At 54.1% G+C, this 21,920-nt stretch carries 15 protein-coding genes; 5 read left to right on the top strand and 10 right to left on the bottom strand.

Annotated features, from left to right (window positions below; genetic code table 11):
* Window positions 1–194 precede the first annotated feature (194 nt).
* Window positions 195–1,736 carry a sodium:solute symporter family transporter gene (locus BLT02_RS08675; protein ID WP_092993841.1) on the top strand — a complete coding sequence of 514 codons (1,542 nt, stop codon included), beginning with the start codon at window positions 195–197 and terminating at the stop codon, window positions 1,734–1,736.
* Between the two features lie 293 nt (window positions 1,737–2,029).
* On the opposite strand, the gene BLT02_RS08670 is transcribed toward BLT02_RS08675, so the two are convergent.
* The 8 genes from BLT02_RS08670 to BLT02_RS08635 form a co-directional block, all read right to left on the bottom strand.
* Window positions 2,030–3,211 (bottom strand): ArsA family ATPase, encoded by a 1,182-nt coding sequence (locus BLT02_RS08670; protein WP_092993838.1) that lies wholly within the window; start codon window positions 3,209–3,211, stop codon window positions 2,030–2,032.
* Window positions 3,212–3,493: 282 nt separating this feature from the next.
* Complete coding sequence (locus tag BLT02_RS08665; RefSeq protein WP_092993834.1) at window positions 3,494–4,669, bottom strand: ArsA family ATPase; 1,176 nt, start codon at window positions 4,667–4,669, stop codon at window positions 3,494–3,496.
* A gap of 445 nt (window positions 4,670–5,114) precedes the next feature.
* Window positions 5,115–5,399 (bottom strand): ferredoxin family protein, encoded by a 285-nt coding sequence (locus BLT02_RS08660; protein ID WP_092993831.1) that lies wholly within the window; start codon window positions 5,397–5,399, stop codon window positions 5,115–5,117.
* A gap of 68 nt (window positions 5,400–5,467) precedes the next feature.
* Complete coding sequence (locus BLT02_RS08655; protein ID WP_092993828.1) at window positions 5,468–6,763, bottom strand: FAD-dependent oxidoreductase; 1,296 nt, start codon at window positions 6,761–6,763, stop codon at window positions 5,468–5,470.
* A gap of 75 nt (window positions 6,764–6,838) precedes the next feature.
* A complete protein-coding gene (locus tag BLT02_RS08650) occupies window positions 6,839–7,549 on the bottom strand; it encodes a ubiquinone/menaquinone biosynthesis methyltransferase (RefSeq protein ID WP_092993825.1) in 711 nt (236 codons plus the stop codon).
* Window positions 7,550–7,604: 55 nt separating this feature from the next.
* Entirely contained in the window at window positions 7,605–8,612 is a 1,008-nt protein-coding gene (locus tag BLT02_RS08645; RefSeq protein ID WP_207649396.1) for a prenyltransferase, read from the bottom strand.
* A gap of 91 nt (window positions 8,613–8,703) precedes the next feature.
* Entirely contained in the window at window positions 8,704–10,860 is a 2,157-nt protein-coding gene (ldhH, locus tag BLT02_RS08640; RefSeq protein ID WP_092993823.1) for an L-lactate dehydrogenase (quinone) large subunit LdhH, read from the bottom strand.
* 97 nt (window positions 10,861–10,957) lie between these two features.
* Window positions 10,958–11,506: a LutC/YkgG family protein gene (locus BLT02_RS08635; protein WP_092993820.1), complete on the bottom strand. Its 549-nt coding sequence runs from the start codon at window positions 11,504–11,506 to the stop codon at window positions 10,958–10,960.
* Between the two features lie 725 nt (window positions 11,507–12,231).
* Between BLT02_RS08635 and BLT02_RS08630 the strand changes: the two genes are divergently transcribed.
* Together BLT02_RS08630 and BLT02_RS08625 are read left to right on the top strand one after the other, a co-directional pair.
* On the top strand, window positions 12,232–13,200 hold the full coding sequence (locus tag BLT02_RS08630; protein WP_092993817.1) for a hypothetical protein: 969 nt from the start codon (window positions 12,232–12,234) through the stop codon (window positions 13,198–13,200).
* A gap of 243 nt (window positions 13,201–13,443) precedes the next feature.
* On the top strand, window positions 13,444–14,253 hold the full coding sequence (locus tag BLT02_RS08625) for an HAD family hydrolase (protein ID WP_092993814.1): 810 nt from the start codon (window positions 13,444–13,446) through the stop codon (window positions 14,251–14,253).
* Between the two features lie 305 nt (window positions 14,254–14,558).
* On the opposite strand, the gene BLT02_RS08620 is transcribed toward BLT02_RS08625, so the two are convergent.
* Together BLT02_RS08620 and nrdG are read right to left on the bottom strand one after the other, a co-directional pair.
* Window positions 14,559–17,045, bottom strand: a complete 2,487-nt coding sequence (locus BLT02_RS08620) for a ribonucleoside triphosphate reductase (protein WP_092993915.1) — start codon at window positions 17,043–17,045, stop codon at window positions 14,559–14,561.
* A gap of 367 nt (window positions 17,046–17,412) precedes the next feature.
* Window positions 17,413–19,104 (bottom strand): anaerobic ribonucleoside-triphosphate reductase activating protein, encoded by a 1,692-nt coding sequence (gene nrdG / locus BLT02_RS18230; RefSeq protein ID WP_139187505.1) that lies wholly within the window; start codon window positions 19,102–19,104, stop codon window positions 17,413–17,415.
* A gap of 520 nt (window positions 19,105–19,624) precedes the next feature.
* Here nrdG and BLT02_RS08595 point away from each other — a divergent pair.
* Together BLT02_RS08595 and BLT02_RS08590 are read left to right on the top strand one after the other, a co-directional pair.
* Entirely contained in the window at window positions 19,625–20,440 is an 816-nt protein-coding gene (locus BLT02_RS08595; RefSeq protein WP_092993808.1) for an AAA family ATPase, read from the top strand.
* A gap of 259 nt (window positions 20,441–20,699) precedes the next feature.
* The gene (locus BLT02_RS08590; RefSeq protein ID WP_092993805.1) at window positions 20,700–21,809 is read left to right on the top strand and encodes a VWA domain-containing protein; all 1,110 of its coding nucleotides are present in this window, start codon (window positions 20,700–20,702) and stop codon (window positions 21,807–21,809) included.
* The last annotated feature ends 111 nt before the right edge of the window (window positions 21,810–21,920 follow it).

Here is a 21,920-nt window from a genome sequence, read left to right as displayed (position 1 = left end):
TTTGTAAATTATCAGTCTTTAGTTCCAATAGTCTGCCGGAAAATAATCCAATTATCTGTTGACAAGAGGGTGGGGCACAGATATAATACGCTTCAGGACTTTAAAGCGTCTAAGCGTTTAAGTGCGAAAGCATCCGGCGCCTGCGGTCCCTTGCACATCAACCTTATCTTAACGTAACGGAGGGAAAAATTGTCATGTTTTTAAAAATCCTGCTGCTCCTGATCTTTTTCAGTGTCATGGTCGGCGTCGGTTTCTATAGCCGCAGTAAAGCCGGTAATGTCACGGATTACGTGCTGGGCGGCCGCGAGGTCGGTCCCTGGATCACGGCGTTCGCCTACGGCACTTCCTATTTCTCATCGGTCGTGTTCGTCGGTTACGCGGGGCAGTTCGGATGGAAATATGGTCTCTCCTCCACCTGGATCGGTCTTGGCAACGCCTTCATCGGCTCGCTCCTGGCCTGGCTCATTCTGGGCCGCCGCACGCGCGTCATGACCCAGAAGCTGGACTCCAGAACCATGCCTGATTTCTTTGGCAAGCGTTTTCAGTCCAAGTCCCTGCAGATCGCAGGCAGTACGATCGCCTTTATTTTCCTGATCCCTTACACCGCTTCTATCTACAACGGTCTGTCCCGCCTGTTCGGGATGGCGTTTAATATTCCCTACAGCGTCTGCCTTCTGGTCATGGCAGTCCTGACCGGCGTCTATGTCATCGTCGGCGGTTACATGGCTACCGCGCTCAATGATTTCATCCAGGGCATCATCATGCTGTTCGGCATCTGTGCCGTCATCCTCGCTGTCCTCAACACGAACGGCGGTTTCCTCAATGCCATCCATGAGCTCTCCCTGATCCCCGCGGACGATGTGGCCGTTCCCGCCCTGCAGGGCAGCCAGGGTCTGCTGGCAAGCTTTTTCGGGCCTGATCCCCTGAACCTGCTCGGTGTTGTCGTCCTGACTTCCCTGGGTACCTGGGGTCTGCCTCAGATGGTACACAAATTCTATGCGATCCGCGATGAAAAAGCTGTCCAGACCGGAACCATCGTCTCCACCTTCTTTGCCGTGATCGTCGCAGGCGGCTGCTACTTCCTGGGCGGCTTCGGGCGCCTCTTTGACTGCCCCGCCATCTACAAGGCGGACGGGACCATCGCCTATGACTCCATCGTCCCCCAGATGCTCTCGACCCTGCCTGATCTCCTGATCGGCATCGTCATCGTCCTGGTGCTCTCCGCCTCCATGTCCACCCTGTCCTCGCTGGTCCTCACCTCGAGCTCCACGCTGACGCTGGACTTCCTGAAGGAGACCTTCGTCAAGGATATGTCGGAAAAGACCCAGCTCGTCGTCATGCGGGTGCTGGTCGCTTTCTTCATCATCCTTTCCGTCGTCATCGCCCTCAACCCGCCCACCTTTATCGCCCAGCTGATGGGTATCTCATGGGGCGCTCTGGCCGGTGCCTTCCTGGCTCCCTTCATGTACGGCCTGTACTCCAGAAGGATCACCGGAGCGGCTGTCTGGGCCAGCTACATCACTGGTGTCGGACTCACTGTCTCCAACATGTTCCTGCACTTCATCAAGTCCCCCATTAATGCGGGCGCCGCAGCCATGCTGGTCGGACTCGTCGTCGTACCCGTTGTCAGTCTTTTCACCTCTGCTCCGGACAGGAAATTCATCAATGAGATCTTCTCCTCCTATGAGCAGAGAGTCCTGGTCAAAAAGATGCACTCTCTGGAAGACGAAGACTGATCTGCAGCACTGTCTGAAGTACATCTGGCAGAATACAGCCTCACGGCTCCTCCCGGTCTGAAGACCAAAAAAAGTCTGAAAATCAAAAAAGTCTGAAGACCTAAAAAGTCTGAAGACCGGAAATCCATAAAAGACAGGCAGAACGCATTCAGGTTTATTCCTGAATGCGTTCTTAACTTTACGCAAAGTAATTATGATCCCGGTTTTTTAAGCGAAGTGATATGATCCCGCTTTTTTTACACGAAGTAATATGATCCCGGTTTTTTACACGAAGTAATTATGATTCCAGGTTTTTATTTATGATATCCGTAGCCAAAGCTCAGGGTCAGCTCCCCCTGTCCGAATCTGTATTCAGTCAGCTCCCTGCGGCACAGAAGGTCCGGAAGGCGCAGGCGCCTGACCTCGTTGCGCACGTAGAGGATGAGGTCATCCCCCTCTTTTTCTGCCCGGATCTCCTTTTCATCGGCATAAGGAAGGGAGATGATCATCTGCCGGATGCCTGTATCGGTATCGTAAGTCAGGCGGAAAGCCTCCTCCCGACAGAAGATCCGGGACGGATCTTCCTCTTTGTAAAGCTGCCGGGCGGCTTCGGCCAGCAGCTCCACTCCCCGGATCTCCTCCGGCTGAAGGAGCAGGGAAAAATGTCTGCGGCCCGGAAAGCTCTCTGCTGCCAGCTGGAGGTTTTCAGCCTGCATGCGGTTCCATCCGTCAAAACAGCCTTTCATGGCTTCTTCCGGATAGATCTTGTTGATACAGACAGCGTCCACTCCAAAATCGTACTCGCAGATCCAAGTGAAGCTCCTTCTCGCTTCCTGAAGGACGATCCTCTCGGGAGTCGTCACGATCCGCATGCTGGTCACTTCCCTGTCGCGGAGGATCTTCTGCAGGGCATTGAGCCTCTTGACGAGCGCGTCAAATTCGGCAAAGACCAGATCCCTCGGCTTCGGGACAGTGGTCCTGCGGGAGATCAGCCCGCCCAGGACACTGGTGAAGCCCCGCACCATGGGCAGCAGGCGGTCGGCGAGCACGGAAAGCTGCTCCGGGTAGCGCAGGAGGGAGAGCGTCTCCCCTGTAGGGGCACAGTCCACGATCAGGACGTCGTAGAGGCCTTCCTCGTAAACCTCCAGAATACGGATCAGGGAACAGAGCTCCTCAAGGCCGGGAAACAGGAGGACTTCATCCGCCTCGATCCCTCCATTGGCCTTCTGGGCAATGAGCTGCCGCAGATATTCCTGGAGAGTTCCCCAGGCGCGTCTGCTTTCCATGGCGGGATCGATCTCCACGGCATCCAGGCCGGGGAAGATCTCCCTTGCTTCCGTATCAAGCTCCGCGCACAGCGAATCGCCCAGGCTGTGCGCCTGGTCCGTACTCATGATCAGAACCTTTTTTCCTTCCTGCGCGATCCGCACAGCGGTCGCGGCGGCGATGCTCGTCTTACCGACCCCGCCTTTTCCCGTATAGATCAGGATCCTCATCCGTCTCCATCCATTCCTTCCTGATGAATGCCCTTGTGGCTGCCTGAATGATTTCCTTTGTATTTATCGTTGTAGTTTTCTTATCTTTGTAATTTATTTTCGCAATCGCCTGTGTGACTGCTTTCGCAAATGTCTGCAATCGATTTCGTAAATATCTGCAATCGATTTCGTAAATATCTGCGATTGATTCCGCAAATATCTGCGATTGATTCCGTAAATATCTGCGTGATAGACTGCCTTGGCGATCGCTGACACTGGTTCTGCAGATACCCGGCTTCGATTTTACTGCTTCGGAGCGAGATAAATTGTCAGGACTCCGTCCCTGATCTGATGGGAAGTCATCCTGGCCCCGCGCAGAATGCCCGGCAGCGGTATGCTGCGCATAAAATTGCGGATGCGGATATCCACATCCATGTCTCTGACAAAAATCTGTACGTCTTCTCTCTCCCCGCCCGGGATACGGACTGTCAGGCTGCAGATTCCTCCTTCCAGCTTTTCATAGACTTCATTGTCAGTGCGCACAGACCTGTCAAAGAGGTCTTCATCCCCCAGGGCTGAAGCACACAGGTGCTTTACCGCCTCCATGCCGCGGATCTCCATCGGAAACCAGGGAATCCTGCAGACAGGAAGCTCCGTAAACACACTCTCAAGCTCTTTGATATACCTGGTCTGGATTGTCCTCCAGTGCTCCATAAAGTCGCTTCCCGTGTTTTCAGGCAGGATACGGTTGATAAAAAGAGTATCCACGGGGTAGTTGTAGAGATTGAGATACATATAGCTGCGGCGGGTCTCCTCCACCACCATGCGCTCAGGGATCGAGACCAGCCGGACCCTGCAGATCTCCGGATCCTTCAGGATTTCCTGGAGGCTCACCAGATCCCGGAACAGCCTGCCCAGTTCATCCATGGCTCTGCCATCCGGCAGGTCCATGCGGTACCGGAGCTTTGCGACCGGTGTCAGGATCCGGGTGATCATGCGGCCTACGGGGGAGAATTTTTCCACATACCAGGAGAGGAGCTCCGGGAGCTTGAGCAGGGTCAGAGTCTCCCCTGTGGGAGCGCAGTCCACGATAATGCGGCCGTACTCTCCGCTCCTGTACAGGTCCCGTATCTTCAAAAGGGAAAACAGGTTCTCAAACCCCGGGATCATATAGCTGTCCGCGACCTCCGAAAGCGCAGCGCCGCTGCTGCCGGAGAGATTCGCCAGCGCCTTGTTGACATCGGGATATTCCTCCTTCATCAGAAGGTAGGGATCCAGTTCCAGCAGGGAGAGACAGGGGGCGATCTGCTTCACGCTGCCTCCCGCTTCTACCTGAAAAATGTCTCCCAGATTATGGGCCATATCAGCGCTGATCAGAAGGGTATTGATCCCCTCATCCGCGGACCGCACTGCATGGGCGGCGGCCACACTTGTCTTGCCCACTCCGCCCTTTCCTGTGATAATAAAGATTTTTCCCATAAAATTCTCTGCCAGTGTTCTCTCTCCTGAGAAAATTTCTTTTCAAAAGCTTCTTTTCAAAAGTTTCTTATTAAAAGTTTCTTTTTACAGGTCTTTTTTATAATTTACAGAACGTTTTTGGTTTTTCAGTCCGTTCTTATAGTTTACAGAACGTTCTCAGGGTTTTTCAGTCCGTTCTTACAGTTTACAGAACGTTCTCAGGGTCTTTCAATCCGTTCTTATAGTTTACAGAACGTTTTTGAAGGTTTCCAGACTGTTCTTAAATTTTATTGGCCGTTCTTAAAGGCGGGTGACCTGTGCCTGTCCCTGCGGACTGCACAGATCACCCGCCTTTGATTCATTTACATGGTCCCGGTCATTCCCGGTCACATCCCTCCTGTCTTTTACCGGTCATCCGTTAAGAAACCTCCGGCAGATCAGGCGGGCTCTGCCCATGGCAGGCCGGTCAGCCCTGGCGGAACTGGACACCGCAGGTGCTGTTGGGGTGGTCCCAGCTCTTGACGACTTTGCCGATGGAGAGGACACGGCAGGTGCCGCATTCCAGACATCCTTCATGGCTGAACGTCACTTTTCCGTTGTCATAGTGGTAGAGGGCCGCAGGGCAGGCCAGAACGACCTTGCGGATCTCTTCTTCGTTGTCATAATCCTCATTTATGACGATATGGGGATTGGCCTCATCCGTGTGGAACACGCTGAGCGCCAGCTTATCATCTACACTCATTCTTGCCATCTTTTCTATACCTCCATGCAGCTCACTGGCTGCAGCTATTTTCTAAGATGCTGCCGCGGGTCCGCCTGTCACATTGCGTCCATGATATCCGAAACGAAGCTGGTGAGCTGCTCTACGCTGGTGTGGGCAGTGACAGAATTGATCACGTACATGATGAAATCCATGCTGGGCTTGCCGTCGACAGTGAAGAGTTTCTTGCAGATATCGTCCGCCATCTCGGGCAGGTCCTTGAAGACCTCTCTGCGGGAGAGGATGGTCGGGAAGCCCTTGAGAGCCTTCATATCCTTCATGACGAAGCTCTCTTCCAGCGCGTCGACATAAGAGGACAGGCTTTCCTTGCTGAAGTCGCCCGCTTCCTTGGCGCGGATAACAGCCTCTGCGGCCAGGCGGCCGGACTCTACTGCGAAGTCCATGCCGCGGACGGTCATGCCCAGGTTCACTACGAAGCCTGCGGCATCGCCGGCCAGCAGGACACCGTCGCGGACGAGCTCGGGAACCATGTGGATTCCTTCCTCGGGAACGAGGTGGGCGCTGTACTCAATAGACTCACCGCCCTCGAGGTAAGGCGCGATGGCCGGATGCTCTTTGTAGCGGTCAAGCAGTTCCGGTATAGAGATATTGTGGTAACCGATGTCCGCCAGAGTCGCGACGATACCGATGGACACTGTATCCTTGTTGGTATAAAGGAAGCCGCCGCCGAAAGCGCCGTTGGTGGCATCGCCCGCAGACAGCCAGGCCATACCCTCGTCGCCGCGAAGGCCGAAACGCTGGTTGATGGTCTCCTCGCCCAGCTGGATGACTTCCTTGACGCCTACTGCCACCTGTTTGGGGGTCAGCTCCTGTTTCATGCCCAGTCTCTGGGCCAGCAGGGAATTGACGCCGTCTGCCAGAATGACAACATCCGAATACATGATCTCACCGCCGGCATCAATACCGACTACCTTGCCGTCCTCGACAACACAGCTGTCAACACGGATTCCGGGGACAAGCATAACGCCCGCCTCTTCGCATTTCTCGGCCATCCACTGGTCAAATTTGGAACGAAGGACGGTATAGGACGCGCCGTCCGGATCCGCACCGAGATCAGTGGAGCTGTAGCCGATATCCAGCGAGCCCTTTTCTGTCATCAGCGAAACCTTTTCCTTCGTGACCAGACGCTCCACAGGAGCTTCCTTTGCAAAGCCGGGGAAAACCTTCTCCATGCTGTGGGCATAGAGACGTCCGCCCGTCACGTTTTTGGCACCACAGTAATCACCGCGGTCCGCCAGAAGGACCTCCATCCCGGCGTTTGCCAGAATATACGCAGCGGTTGCGCCCGCCATTCCGCCTCCTACGATTATGGCGTCAAATTTTTCTTCGCTCATTCTTTTTCTCCATTCTTTAAACTACAGGCTGCTATGTTTCCTGAACCAGCTCAATAGCCGGCTGCTGTTTCGGTCTTAAGTTGCTTTCGGCTTTTTTCCCTCGATCAGCACACAGGCACCGAGCATTCTGCTGCGGCTCTGCACCTCTTCCATGCCGGTCCGCGAAAAAAGCTTCATGATCTTTTTCCGCCCGGGAAACTGCTGAGTAGACTCATAGAGCCATTCATATTGTTTTCTGTATCTGCGGCCGCCGCCAAGGATTGGCATCAGATGCCGGAAGTAAAGCTTGTAGGCAGGTACGACCAGCGGGTGATCCGGCACAAAGGAGTCCAGGCAGAACACTCTGCCTCCCGGCGCCGTGACTCTGTACATTTCCTCCAGAACACGACCGTATCCGGCTGTGTTGCGAAGTCCGAAGGAGATACAGGCCGCCGCAAACATTCCATCGGGAAAAGGAAGCTCAAGAGCATCTCCCTGCACCCAGTGCAGGTTTTCAAGCCCTTCGCCTTTATTCTGTGCCACCTCCAGCATGGCGGGTGAAAAGTCCAGGCCGGTGACCTCGAGGTCAGGCCTTCTGCCTGCCAGGGCAATGGCAATATCGCCGGTGCCGCAGCAGACATCCAGGACCTTCATCCCCGGTCCTGCCGTCTTCAGCACTCTCCTGATCAGGAGCTTTTTCCAGCGCTTCTGCATTCCAAAGCTTATGCGGTTATTCGCGCTGTCATAGCGCTGCGCAATGGTTTCGAACACACTGTAGACGCGCTCTTTCTTTTCCCTGTTTATCATTTCAAAATCTGCTTTAATGAAGCTCTTTTGGTTCTCCGGGTTTTATTCCGGAAGGTCATCCTGCCTGTGAGACAATGATCCGGATCCAGGCCAGGGCATAGGCTGCTGCCAGAAAACCATTTCCGATCAGGTTGGCTCCGGCAACGCTCTTCATCTGCCGGATCCTGTCCTCAGGGCGGAGCCCCGCGCGGATCAGGAACCAGAAGGGCCGGTGTCCGACTGACACTGTGAGCAGGATACTGATGACCCCTGTACCTCCCAGATGCAGGAGCGGCTGGATGCACAGAAGCGCGATCCAGGTCCCCAGCATGACCCTGTACAGACCCAGGGCGCGGGGACGTCCCAGAACTGCCGGAAGCGTGATCCTTCCGGACCGGATATCCTTTTCAATATCGCTGCCGTTGTTGCTGAGCATGATCAGCGCGATTCCCAGGATCAGGGGCAGGCATTCCGGGAGGATCTCCCAGTGGAACCTTCCGTCCGCCGCCGCTGCAGTTCCCAGCGGGATCAGACCGCCCATGACAAAGCCGGAGACGGCTTCTCCCAAAGGAAGGGAAGCGATCGGCAGGGGACCTGCACTGTAGCCGATGACCGTCAGGGCACCTGCCAGACCGACGAGAAACGGCGCCGGACCGGAATGCCAGGAGGCGGCTACACCGCACGCTGCAGCGCTGAGGAGATACCCGATGCCCAGGATGAGCGCATGTTTCGGATCAATGTGGTTATAGACCAGGACAGAATCGCTGGCCTCCACATTATCCTCCTCGCTGTCCGCCCCGCTGACGAAGTCGGCATAGTCGTTGAGTGTGTTGACCGCCGACTGGGACAGCAGGCAGGCTGCTGTCAGCAGGATACACTGGGCGAGTGTAATGGGGATCCCTCTGTGCAGGCACCAGAAGATACCGAACATGGCCGGACAGATGGCGGCAGGCCAGGTGTGGACCGCCGCCAGGCGGAAGGCCGCAAGAACGGTCATCCTCCTGTACGGCACAGGCTGCGCTCCGGAAGGAAACGCTGTGCCTGCCTGCCCGGTATCCGTATTTGTATTTGTCGAAGTATTCATCTGTACTATCTATAATATGAAAACCTGTGCGATTTGAAGACCTGTGCCCTCTGTCCTCTCAGACCGCAGGATGGTCTTCTGCCGCCGGTTCTCAGATCAGGCCGCGCTTCTCAGCCAGGATAACGGCTGTGTGCTTGACCTCGATCGGGAGGTCATGAGCATCCATGCCGCCTCTAATCTGCATGAGGCATCCAGGGCAGTCCACAGCGACGAGCGAAGCGCCGGTATCCTTGATGTGCTCGATCTTCCTGGCCAGGATCGGTGCAGCGACCTCAGGAAGCTTGATGCTGTAGGTTCCGCCGAATCCGCAGCAGACATCGGAGTCGACCATCTCGACCAGATTGATGCCGTTGGTCTTGGTGAGAAGTTCTCTCTGCTCCTTGAAGACGCCCAGTTCTCTCCTGAGGTGGCAGGAATCATGATAGGTGATGGTGATCGGCGTATTGTCGCCGGTCTCCGCCAGGCCGCCGAGATCATAGAAGAGCTTGCAGAAGTCGAAGCACTTCTCGCCGAGCTCCACAGCCTTCTTGTACATATCGGAGCCTTCCTCAAAGAACTGCTTGTATTCACGCAGCTGGTGTGTGCAGGTCGGACATGCCGATACGACGTAGTCGTACTTATCCGCCTGCATAGCCTCGATATTGAGCTCCGCAGTCTTCTTCGCGTTCTCACGGTCGCCCATGTAGGTTGCCGGCGCGCCGCAGCAGGACTGGCCCATAGGCATATCGACCACATAGCCGATCGAGTTGAGGTCGGCAATGACCGCCTTGGCGATGTCGATATAAGCGAAGTCAAGCAGACATCCGGTAAAGATCGCGATCTTGCCCTTCGGATTCTCGACATTCTGCTGAATGGTCGGGAAGATATCGCGGAAAGGTACAGGCGCGATGCTCATCAGGCTTCTGCCCTCCGTCATGCCGGACAGGAACATGGGCAGATGACGGATGAAGTTGGTGCCCTTGGTGAACGGTGCCTGTGCCACGGAAGCGATACGCAGCATGGAGTGGAAGAGCTTCCTGTCGCTGACCGCATCCAGGGCGAACTTGTAAACAGGGTTCGGATTTGACGCATAGCTGCGCTCACGCAGCTTCATGATCATCTCCGGAATGTGCAGGCCGCCGCCGCAGACTTCTTTGCAGCGTCCGCACTGCAGGCAGATGTTCTGGATCTCGTCCGCTCTTTCCTCGGAAACAAGGAAGTGGGTCAGAAGAGTTCCGATACCGCCGGTGTAGACCTTGGAGCCATACACGTGGCCGCCCAGCAGGGAGAATGCGGGACATACGTCCAGACATGCGCCGCAGCGGATGCAGTCGAACATCTCACGGAAATCGGGATCAGCCAGGATCGCGCGGCGTCCGGGATCGTCCACGATGACCGCGTAGAAATCCTTCTTGCCCTTCTCGTCGGTCTCTTTATCCAGAGTGACTTCCGAAGCGCCCGTGTACATGGAAATATAAGATGTAATGCGCTGGCCTGTGCCATTGCGGGGCAGGGCCCTGAAAATGTGGCGCGCATCTGTGAGCTTATTTACGAATTTCTCAATACCGAAGACATACAGATGCATCTTCGGGATCGTTCCGACCATACGGCCGTTGCCTTCGTTGGACATGGTAAAGACCGTGCCGGTCTCGGCTACCGCGACGTTGGCGCCGGAAACACCCATGTCAGCGTGCATGAATTTCTCACGCATGATCCCTCTCGCGGTCTTGACTTCTTCCGCGATGATGGGCTCGTTTTTCTTTTTCGTATATTCTGTAAAGTAATCGGCGACCTGCTCTTTATTCAGGTGAAGGGCAGGCATAACCATATGGACAGGTGTGTTTCCTTCCAGAGCGATGATGAACTCGCCCAGGTCGGTCTCCTGTACCTCTATGCCGTCCGCGCCGAGAATCTTATTCATATGGATCTCTTCAGAGCACATGGATTTGGACTTGACGATTGTCTTGACGCCCTTTTCCTTTACGAGTCCACGGATATACTCCATCGCGTCTTCGGCGCTGGTGGCATGGTAGACATGTCCGCCGCGTGCGGTGCAGTTCTTGGTGAACTTCTCGATCATCTCATCGATGTGATCAGCTGCATAGTCCTTGACTTCCCTGATCTTCTCTCTTGTGCCTTCAAAGTCCACGCCTTCATAGGATTTTGCCCTCTTGGCAGGATAGGCCGCACAGAAGTTGCCCAGCGTCCTGCTGAGCGTCGTATTCTTCAGGGCTTCCTGTATTTCTCTTTTCAGTTCCAGACTGGCCATGTTGGTTCTCTCCTTTCAATCAACAGATCACGGCTGCAGTACTTGAGTATGCTTTTTCGTGCTTACTGCTCTCTGCAATCATCAGGCATCCTGTCCGTCATGCATCCTGCACAACAACAGCGTACAGCCTGAGCGGTCCATGCACGCCGACGGTAGTGACGCACTCGATATCCGCCGTTCTGCTGGGCCCGGTGACAAACCCTACAAAATTGGGAAGTTCGGGAAGGCCGCAGAGTAGATCAAACATAGCATCATAATCGTCGACGAGGTTCGACTCTTTGACGATAGCGAGATAATCGGAAGCTGCTGTCGCACAGATCCTGGAATCGATCTCATCTCCGACCTGCATCACGGTTCCGAGATCCGCGATCCCGTACTGAACCTCCGAAATGCCTCCCTGTACAGTCTCAATATTCTTGCGGATATGATCGGTAAAGACCTCGATTCCCGCTTCGCGCAGGGCAGGAACGATTCCCAGTTCACGCAGGAAATCCGATTCCGCAACACAGGTCTGCTTTACTCCCTTATCCCTAAAGAGCTCTGCAACCACCTTCGCCGCGTCCGCCTTGGATGCTGCTGAACATTCTCCGTCAGCCGCTTCGAGGTTTTTCTTAAAACGTTCATACAACACATCTGTTGTACTCATACATCTCACTCCTTTCTACCTTGCAGGAAAGGTCCATGACCTATTGGAAACAGCGGGCCTCCCCCAAACACCTCACAATAACATCTAACAGAATTGTATAATAAATACACAAATGTTTCAATCCAAAACACATTCTTTTTGTGTATATTTGCCCTATTGCATGCATTTGAAAATTCAATTTATTCATCTTTTATTTGCGACATTTTACCTTTTTCAGAGCCTTTTTAAGCATTTTCTATATTTTCCCATAAATGAACGTCCGGTTTCTTTTTTCTCATCATAAGACAGGGAAATAAGGCAGTGAAAACAGGTTAGGGCGTTCATGACCAGGTCTTTGGTCATCCCTGAGCCTTTTTCGGGGTTCGTGTCTGCCCGCGCGGCGTGACAGCTTTTAAATGGTGTGCTATAGTGAAGGCTGGTCATCAGCGTACCGTCTCAATCATCTCAATCATCTCAATCATCTTGATCATCTTCATCATATTGAGACCTGAAGTGAGAAGTAAAATGCGAGTAAATCGAGAGGTAAAATGAGAACTGATCAGAACTATTCTGAATTGATCAGTACTGATTCGACCTGATTCAGAACTGAAACCGCTATCCCGGACACCGCGAGCTGTGCTGCCCCCGCTGCTTTGTCATCAGTCGTCGATGAGTTCAAACCGCTGCGCCTCCAGACCCGGGATGTTTTTCTGTTTCGCAGACCGAAACGATGGAAAGGATAAAATATGCACAATCCCGACAATAATTACGAAGAAAAGATCATTGGATGGATAGACAAAAACCGGACTCTGCCCGGGCAGAAGATCCTCTGCATCGGGACCGGGGTCGAACCCGCCCGCCACCTTGCCCGCCTGTTCCCGTCTTCACAGGTCGTGTGCCTGACAGATTCCAAATATGAAAGCAGCGGAGAAAACAGCCTGCGGGAGCCGCTTCTGATCGAAAAAGATGCTTCCTCCTATGACGGAGGCAGCTTCGACACAGTCATTGCCTGCAGTGACGCTCCGCTCCTGCCGGAACATCCCGCAGACAGCTTTCCCCGGTGGGAACGCGGCACATTCTACCTGCGGAAGGCCTCTCTCCTCATGGAATACTATGAGGAACAGGCCCATCTGCCTGGCAGGCACCTCAAACCGGGCGGCACGCTCTTCAATCTGGTGCAGTCAGAACGGGACGAATATCTGCTGGGCTACTGTCTGGCGCTGGCCGCCGAAGAATTGAGTGTCGATCCCTCGTCCATCCGCCGGATCCTGTGCCGCAGGGATGGAAAACGCCTGGTCCTCCACGGGATCATCGCGTTCGCCGGAGGCAGGACGGACATCCAGTCCCTCATCGCCGGCAGTCTCAACGACTCTCTCGACCGCATGAACACCACCGCCCCCGATTACGAGGGCAGGGACGCGGAGATCATGCTGCAGGCGGACGCTGGCGAGCTCCTGCGGGGATATCACATTTACCAGAAGGAGCAGCTGATGGGCAAGCTGGCCGTCTATTCCTCCGTCCAGCGTGAAGACGTCATCTATTATTTCACCGATGTCGCCGGAGACACCCCTTATTTAAAGCGCTTCCATACCCAGGACCGGGAAACGGTCATCCGCCATATGGTTGGAGAACTCCACAGGCAGCGGGCTGCCGACAAAAATGTCCACTGGGCACAGCTGGAACTGCACGACGACTGGAGCGAGACAGAGCTGTAAGCCTCATCCCGAAGAGCAGATCCGGACCTGCGTTCTTTCATTTTTTTATCGTATTTCCATATGATTTTTCACATGATTTTCATAGGATTTTTATCAGAAAAGATTTTTGGTGGTTTCAAAAAGTTTCAAGATGAAAATTTTGAAGAATTTTTCAGATAAGAGTCATACAGGATTTATAAGATAAAAATCTTTTAGATGTTAATAACCCTGAACGAGCGCTTAAACAGGTAACAGGAGGACTCCATGATCAGACTGGTTACAACCGATGTGGACGGCACACTTGTAAAGGACGGCTCCCACGTCCTCGACCCCGCTTATTTTGATATGATCCGCCGCCTCCGCCGAAAGGGTGTCTATGTATGTGTGTGCAGCGGAAGGCAGTACCACAGCATCCACCACCTCTTCGCACCGGTTGCCGGAGAGCTCTTTTTCCTTGCGGAAAACGGCACCCTGGTCAGGACAGAAGAAAAGATCCTGCAGACCTGGCCGATCGATCCGGACTACTACATCCCCCTGATCAGGGATATCCGGAAAATCGACGGCGCCGCCGCAGTGGTCTGTTCGCCCCGGATCGCCCGCGTCGAAGCCGGAGAGGACAGCGAAGTCTACCGTTTCCTGAAAGAAGGATACAGCTACATGCTGGAAAATATTCCGGATCTGACTACGATCCCGTCCGGGGAAGTTCTCAAACTCTCCGTCTATCATGAGAGAGCTGAAAAAGGACTTCTCCCCCTGACCAGTTCCCACTGGGCAGAAGATCTGGCTCTGGAGCCTTCCGGAGTCGTCTGGCTCGACATTTGTCCCAGACATGCCAGCAAGGGAAATGCCCTTTCCTTCCTGCAGGATCATCTCGGCATCAAAAAAGAAGAAACGCTATATTTTGGCGACAACATCAACGATCTCTCCGCCTTTGCCCAGGCCGGGCTCAAAGGTACAGTCTCCAATGCCCGCAGGGAGGTCCGCGAGGCAGCAGATTTTGTCGGCGATTCCTACGAGAATCTTGGGGTGTTGAAAGAACTGCAGAGGATCTTTGCTCCGGTTCTCACAGAATAAAACTCAGAGAATATAATCCGAAAGAATAAGATTCCACAGGATATGATCCCGCAGAATACGATCCTGCAGAATACGATCTTGCGCCAAAACACATTACACAGACCGTGTTAAAAAACGTCCCGTCCCCATTTACAGCTCAGGGGACGGGACGTTTTTATGATCCGTTTTTTATGATCCTGGTTTTATCATCCGGGTTTATGATCCAGTCTTGTGATCCGGTTTTATCATCCGATTTTTTATAATCCGGTTTTTATAATCTGGTTTTTATAATCTGGTTTTTTGCCGGGGTTTCATACTGGCCCGGGTCAGATTGTCACAACCGGGATCTTTTTCACAAAAGCCGCGATCTCGTTGATGTTGGTATACTTCGTGTAGCTGTCCTTTTCTTCTCCGGGAACAAGGAGGGTCGGGGCCTGTATGATGTTATTGCGCTCCGCAAAGGCCGCTCCCGCCGCGTCATCAGCATAGACGACATGGTAGGCGATCCCTGCTTTTTCCAGCATCTTCTTCGCCGCACCGCAGTTGGGGCAGGTCTTTGTTGCGACCAGGACTGCCTCCGGGGAAACATTTCCGGCTGTCCTGAGGACTTCCTGCGCTGCATCGGACCCGATCACGGGAGCCGCGTTCATGGCCTTTGCCATCTGTCTCTCCTGGGCTGCCCAGGACTGTCCCGCGAGACCGCCCCTGCCGGCCAGGCCGCGGACAGGCTTCCCCATCTTTTTCTCGGCGTAGGTCCTGCGGTTTTTGAACTCGGAGACCTTACCGTCATTCCAGTTGCGGACAGGACGATAGTAGCCGGTAATGCGGGAGTAGACCTCCGCGTCCTTTTTGCAGTAAGGGCAGGTGAAGTGCTTGCCGGAGATATAACCGTGATCCACGCAGACCGAATAGGTCGGGGACAGGGTGTAGTAAGGCAGGCGGAAGTTCTCGGCGATCTTTTTGACCAGCGCGCTCGCCGCCCTCCAGTCCGGAAGCTCCTGGCCGAGGAAACCGTGGAAGACGGTGCCGGAGGTATACATGGTCTGCATGTCGTCCTCCATCTCCAGGGCATCGAAGATATCGTCCGTGTAGCCAACGGGCAGGTGTGTGCTGTTGGTGTAATAAGGCGCGCCGCCGTTCTTTTCCGCGGTGATGATCTTCGGGAACTCCTCGGTGTCGTGCTTGGCGAAGCGGTAGGTCGTGGACTCCGCGGGGGTCGCCTCGAGGTTGTAGAGGTCGCCGTAGCGCTCCTGATAATCAGAGAGGCGGTCGCGCATGTGCTGCAGGACATCCATGGCAAACTGATGACCCTGACGGCCGGTGATGTCGCCGGGCACCCAGGCCGCGTTCTCGATGGCTTCGTTCATGCCGACGATACCGATGGTCGAGAAGTGGTTCGAGAAGGTCCCCAGGTAACGTCTGGTGTAGGGATACAGTCCCTCGTTCATGAGGCGCGTGATGACCTGACGCTTGACGCGCAGGGATCTGGCCGCGATGTCCATGTAGCGGTCGAGCATGGCGTAGAACTCATCGGCGTTCTTTGCGATGTAGGCCATGCGGGGAAGGTTCAGGGTCACGACGCCGATGGAGCCGGTGCTCTCACCGGAGCCGAAATATCCGCCGCCCTTCTTGCGCAGCTCACGCAGGTCGAGGCGGAGACGGCAGCACATGGAACGTACATCCGAGGGCTCCATGTCGGAGTTGACATAGTTGGAGAAATACGGTGTGCCGTATTTTGCGGTCATCTCAAAAAGCAGGCGGTTGTTCTCGGTCTCGCTCCAGTCAAAGTCCTTGGTGATGGAATAGGTCGGGATCGGGTACTGGAAGCCGCGGCCGTTGGCGTCGCCCTGGATCATGATCTCGATGAAGGCCTTGTTGACCATGTCCATTTCCTTCTTGCAGTCGCCGTAGGTGAAATCCTGGGGCTTGCCGCCGACAATGGCGGGCATGTCCTTCATATCATTGGGGACAGTCCAGTCAAGGGTGACATTGGTAAAGGGCGCCTGGGTGCCCCATCTGGAGGGCGTGTTCACGCCGTAGATAAAGGACTGCACGCACTGCATGACCTCGCCGTAGGACAGGTTGTCCACCTTGACAAAGGGAGCCAGATAAGTATCGAAAGAAGAGAATGCCTGCGCGCCTGCCCACTCGTTCTGCATGATGCCCAGGAAATTGACCATCTGGTTGCAGAGGGTGGAGAGGTGCTTGGCGGGAGCGGAAGTGATGCGTCCCGGCACTCCGCCCAGGCCTTCCTGGATCAGCTGCTTCAGGCTCCAGCCCGCGCAGTAGCCGGTCAGCATGGACAGGTCGTGCAGGTGGATAAAGCAGTTTCTATGAGCCTGCGCAATCTCCTCATCATAAACCTCGGTCAGCCAGTAGTTAGCCGTGATCGCGCCGGAATTGGACAGGATCAGGCCGCCGACACTGAGGGTGACCGTGGAATTCTCCTTCACACGCCAGTCCTTCTCAGCGCCGATATAGCCGTCCACCAGCTTCTTGTAGTCCAGCAGGGTCTGCTTGGTCTCACGCACCTTCTGGTGCTGACTGCGGTACAGGATGTAGCTCTTGGCCGTCTTGGGATAACCCGCCTTCATCAGCGCGCTCTCGACGCGGTCCTGGATACATTCCACCTCAGGAACCACATCGCCGTCCGGCATTCCGCTCATCATCAAGAGCCCGATCGCACGCGACACCGCCGAAACGTCTCTCGCGTCGATCTCTCCCGATGCGATAAAGGCCTTCGCGATCGCATTCTCTATCTTTGTAATATCAAATCCCACCATGCGCCCGTCGCGCTTCCTGATAGTTGTGATGCTCATAACAGCAATCCCCCTTTAAGTAAGTCTCTGTTCAGTCTTTCTATATTCTTTCTATATTCAGACTTTTTTCTTTTTTGCCTCTCATGATCAGCCGGCATCCATGCTGTTATCGCTCTGCCTTTTTCGCTTTGCCATATGTATGCACCGTGCTGTCCCGGATCGTTCCTCACCGCGGCTGAACAGGGACCCATATCTGCCTGCTGTCGCGCGTGTATTACCAATATACCCATATTTAGTGTAAAATTCAAGCACTTTTTACAATATCTTGTGATTAAAAAAACAGTATATTCCTGTAACATGTTTCTAAAAACAGAAATATACTGCACAATTTTCAAAAATGTTTTTTATTCAAGACTCGCTCCTACAGTCTTGCCTCAACAGCCTTTCCGGCGGCGAGGCTGGCGGGAACGTCGATCAGGCGCTGGTTGCTGCTGCCGCGGAAAAGGCATTCCTTGGATAAGAGTTCCCGGCGGAAGGGTCCGTCCACCACGACGTCAAGATGTCCGAGCAGCTCCCGGGCCTTTTGTCCGGCAGCGCCGTCCAGCAGTGCTTCAAAAGTCCATCCGGTATAGGCCCAGACATTCAGGCCCATCTCCCGCCCGGCATCCGCGACCGCCATGGCCGCCTCCGGCTGCAGGAAGGGATCTCCCCCCGAGAGTGTGACCCCGTCCAGATACCGTGTGGCGCGCAGTTCCTCCGTCAGGCCCTCCAACAAGACCTCCTCTCCGCCTTCGGGATCCCAGGTCTCGGGATTCTGGCATTCAGGGCAGTGATGGGGGCAGCCCTGAAAAAAGACGACATACCGGACTCCCGGGCCGTCCACGCTGGAATGCCGGACCGTCCCGGCGATCCTGGCAGTGCCGGGAGCAAGTTCATCCCTGCCGCAGGCGATCGCTGCAGCTTCCTCCGGCGTCCGCGCCAGATAGGCCGCTCCGGCATCGCGCAGTTCCTCCGGACTTCCATATCCGTAGAGGACCCCAATCGTGTCCACGCCCTCTCGCGCCGCGCCCACCGCGTCATATTCTCTGTCGCCCACCATAAGCGCATGCTCCGCGATCGTGTCTTCCGCGCCTGCCGCGGCTCCATGCTCTGCGATCTTTACACCGGCGCCGGGATAGTCGTCCGGATGATCACCCTCTGTCCGCTGGTCTCCGCCCAGGACACGGAGCGCCCTGCGGACGAGAGCCGCCTTGTCCGTGTGCCGTTCCTTCCTGTCCGGGCCGATCACGGCGGCAAAATATCCGTCGATCCCATTGTGCCTGAGGACCTTTATTGCCATCTCCTGGGGCTTTGCTGTGACCACAAAGAGGGTCTTTCCCTCTTTTGTCAGCTCTTCGAGCATCTCTTTCACTCCATCATACAGAGGTGCGTTATAGATCCCTTTGCTCTCATAAGCCTCCCTGTAGAAGACGACAGCCTGATCGGCCTGCTCCGGTTCCATGTCATAAAACTTCCTGAAGGAGTCAAAAAGAGCCGGACCGATAAATTTTTTCAGGTCTTCACGGTCTTCATTATTGATCCCGAATTTCCCCAGGGCATAGACCACGGAATCCACAATGCCGTATTCTGATTTTGTGAGCGTCCCGTCCAGGTCAAAAAAGAGATAGCGATAGTCCGGCCGGACACCGCACGCCCTGCGCAGGGCTCTGCACAGATACTCATAGCGCAGGCGCTTTTCCTCTCTGGCAAAATGCACCTCCCGGAACTGTTCGGGATTGTTCTCATAGCTGAGCTTCTCTTCCCCGAACTGCTCACTGGTCAGATCAAAAACATGACCGTCCACAACATTGTAGCAGTGAAAACTCCCGCCGGGGCGCGGGACACCGTACACCTTCCCGCCAAAAATATCCTGCGCCAGAAAAGCCGTGATCGAACACTGCCCCAGCGTCCTGTTCTCCGGGCTCCATTCGCTGCGCATCCTGGGCGCACATGTATAGGCACACCAGACCCCCGACAGAATGTCGTAGAGATCCTTAGGGGTCCCGATCCCGGGATACCGCTTTGACTGCGCGGGGACATCCGCATTTTCGTGTCCGTAAAATACATATTCCATAACTGACTTCCTCAATAACCTGCTCTGTATTACAAGACTCGCTCGCGAGTCTTGCGCCCCGCGCGCGGGTTTCCTTGTCTTTGTCTTTTAAAGACAAGGAAACAGCTTCCACATTGCGCGCGTGGTGCATCCAACACACCTTCGGTGTGTCGGAGCGTTTATTTGTTTTTTATCATGAACAAGAGACCTACCGCCTATTATACCGGACACTCTGCCGATGCGACACCCTTGATTTTCAGGCTGGATATGTGGATAATGGTCTTTAGTCTCAGCTGTTTCTTTAGTCACAGCTGTTTTTTAAAATTTGATCACTAAAAACTGATCATCTTAACCGCTGTATTATTAACCCACCGTTTTTTATCAGTATTATTTTGATCATCACCTTTTTAAGTTTTGATCATCACCATTTTAAACCGTCTATAAATCATCATTTTATAGTCATTACATTTCAGATTTTATCATTGATTTTTTTGATCATTGATATTTATGCATTCATTAATATTTATTTAAGGAGAAGAAAATGCTGCAGAATGCTCATTTGGAAACCAGCAAGACATACATTGCCTCTGAAGATCTGATGAAGACCGTCAATATCGCCATGACACTCAAAAAGCCCCTCCTGGTCAAGGGGGAGCCGGGCACCGGCAAGACCATGCTGGCGCAGGCGATCGCAGACGCTCTGGGAAAAAAGCTCCTGACCTGGAACATCAAATCCACCACAAAGGCCCAGGACGGCCTCTACACCTATGATGTGGTCCAGCGCCTGTACGACAGCCAGTTCGGCGGTGAGGTGGCCGATGTCAGCCAGTATATCAAATATGGAAAGATCGGGGAAGCCTTTCTCTCCGAGGAACAGGTCATCCTGCTGATCGACGAGATCGACAAGGCGGATCTGGAGTTTCCCAATGACCTGCTCTGGGAGATGGACCAGATGGAGTTTTATGTGCAGGAGACAAAAGAGACTGTAAAGGCGAAGCACCGCCCCATCGTCATCATTACTTCCAATGCGGAAAAAGAACTTCCCGATGCCTTCCTGCGCCGCTGCATCTTCCATTACATTGAATTCCCGGAATTTGCCCAGATGAAAGAGATCGTCCATGCCCATTTCGGAGATATCGATGAGGAGCTCATGAGGCAGGCTGTTCTGACCTTTTACAATATCCGGCGTGTGCCGAACCTGGCCAAAAAGCCCAGTACTTCGGAGCTGCTCGACTGGCTTCAGGCCCTGTCGGCCGACGGCGTGGACCCGGACCGCATTGCCAAGGACATTCCCTATTCAGGCGTTCTCCTCAAAAAGGACAAGGATATCGCTCTTATGAAAAAGTCTATGCACTAAGGAACTGTTTCTTAATAACTCAGGAAAAGAATTCAGAAAAAAACTCAGGGAAAATAGATCAGAAAGATCTACATCTCTTTTTCCGGTTACTTTGTCGAAAAACTTCGACGATGCCCGCATCGTCTGCGTTTTCTCCTTGTACTCGAAAAATTCTCCTTGTACTCGAAAAAAATCCTGTGCATCTTTCCTAAGTTATTTGGCGGACAGTCCCTGAGAATTTCTCCTCATCACTCCCGGTTCCGGGATACAGGTATGCGAAATGCTGATTGATTTTTTTTACTATCTGAGAAATAAAGGGCTGAAGATCTCCATCGGGGAATGGATGGTCCTTATGGAAGGAATGGAAAAAGGCCTGCATGAATCCACTCTGGAGGGATTCCGTCATCTCTGCAGGGTCGTCCTCCTGCGGGATGAGTCCGAATTCGACCCCTTTGACGTGGCCTTTGATGAATTCTTCCGGAACAGGTTCGCGGCAAAGCCTCTGCCGAAAGAGGTGCGGGAGGTCCTGGAGCGGATCGACCCCAAGCTGGCCGGGACCCCCGGGCGCAGGGATCAGGTCTTTGTCCAGGAAGGAATGGCAGGCGCTCCCGGCGCCGGAAAAAATGCTCCGGGCCCGGGGTCGGGCTCCGGCGGCGGAAGGACTTCCATCTTCGCTCCGGGCAGCCGGCGCTTCAGGGACTTCCGCAAAGACAACACCCTCGACACCCGTCAGTTCCAGATGGCCTTCCGCGTCCTGCGCAATCTCTCCACCCAGATCGAGACCAATGAGCAGGAGCTCGACATCGACCGGACCATTGACTCGACCTGCCGGCGCAGCGGCCTTCTACAGGTCGAATACCGCAAGCCGCGCAAAAACACGATCCGCGTCATCCTCCTCATGGACAGCGGAGGCTCCATGAGTTCCTTTGCCAGACTCTGCTCCGAGCTCTTCCAGGCGGCGACAGCAGCCCGTCATCTGAGGGAACTGCGCACCTATTATTTTCACAATCTCATCTACTCCCTCCTTTTTATGGATCCGACAATGGAACTGCGGGACGGGAACTACATTTCCGCCGACCACCTCATGGAGGAATGTGATGAGCGTTACCGCGTGATCATTGTGGGGGATGCGGAAATGCATCTCTATGAACTGGAAGGGACGGAATACAATTTTTATGACAATAAGGCAGGCATCCCGGGCACGGAAATGCTAAAGCGCCTCAAGCGCCATTTCCCCCATATGATCTGGCTGAACCCGGTCCCGCTTCCCGATTACGGCAGTCCCCAGACCGAGTCGCACCTCGCCATCGCGGAGCTCGTGGATATGTTTGACCTCACTCTGGACGGTCTGGAGAAGGGATTCCGCTTTCTGCTTTCCGGGAAAAAATAAAACTTCAGAAAAAAACAGACAGGCTGACCCCGCGGTTTGCGGCGGGAACAGCCTGTTTTTATTCTGAATTCATTCGTACTTTCTGAATACATTCGTACTTTCGTGCTCTCT

Origin of the sequence: Sarcina sp. DSM 11001 (genome assembly GCF_900101015.1) — a bacterium.
GTDB lineage: Bacteria > Bacillota > Clostridia > Lachnospirales > Lachnospiraceae > CAG-791.
This window is presented reverse-complemented; position numbering and strand designations above follow the sequence as displayed.

Coding starts and splice junctions, on each gene's coding strand:
- BLT02_RS08635 (WP_092993820.1), bottom strand. CDS start 11,506: ATGAGTACAACAGATGTGTTGTATGAACGTTTTAAGAAAAACCTCGAA.
- BLT02_RS08595 (WP_092993808.1), top strand. CDS start 19,625: ATGCTGCAGAATGCTCATTTGGAAACCAGCAAGACATACATTGCCTCT.
- BLT02_RS08645 (WP_207649396.1), bottom strand. CDS start 8,612: ATGAATACTTCGACAAATACAAATACGGATACCGGGCAGGCAGGCACA.
- BLT02_RS08675 (WP_092993841.1), top strand. CDS start 195: ATGTTTTTAAAAATCCTGCTGCTCCTGATCTTTTTCAGTGTCATGGTC.
- nrdG (WP_139187505.1), bottom strand. CDS start 19,104: ATGGAATATGTATTTTACGGACACGAAAATGCGGATGTCCCCGCGCAG.
- BLT02_RS08670 (WP_092993838.1), bottom strand. CDS start 3,211: ATGAGGATCCTGATCTATACGGGAAAAGGCGGGGTCGGTAAGACGAGC.
- BLT02_RS08655 (WP_092993828.1), bottom strand. CDS start 6,763: ATGAGCGAAGAAAAATTTGACGCCATAATCGTAGGAGGCGGAATGGCG.
- BLT02_RS08590 (WP_092993805.1), top strand. CDS start 20,700: ATGCTGATTGATTTTTTTTACTATCTGAGAAATAAAGGGCTGAAGATC.
- BLT02_RS08665 (WP_092993834.1), bottom strand. CDS start 4,669: ATGGGAAAAATCTTTATTATCACAGGAAAGGGCGGAGTGGGCAAGACA.
- BLT02_RS08650 (WP_092993825.1), bottom strand. CDS start 7,549: ATGATAAACAGGGAAAAGAAAGAGCGCGTCTACAGTGTGTTCGAAACC.
- ldhH (WP_092993823.1), bottom strand. CDS start 10,860: ATGGCCAGTCTGGAACTGAAAAGAGAAATACAGGAAGCCCTGAAGAAT.
- BLT02_RS08625 (WP_092993814.1), top strand. CDS start 13,444: ATGATCAGACTGGTTACAACCGATGTGGACGGCACACTTGTAAAGGAC.
- BLT02_RS08630 (WP_092993817.1), top strand. CDS start 12,232: ATGCACAATCCCGACAATAATTACGAAGAAAAGATCATTGGATGGATA.
- BLT02_RS08660 (WP_092993831.1), bottom strand. CDS start 5,399: ATGGCAAGAATGAGTGTAGATGATAAGCTGGCGCTCAGCGTGTTCCAC.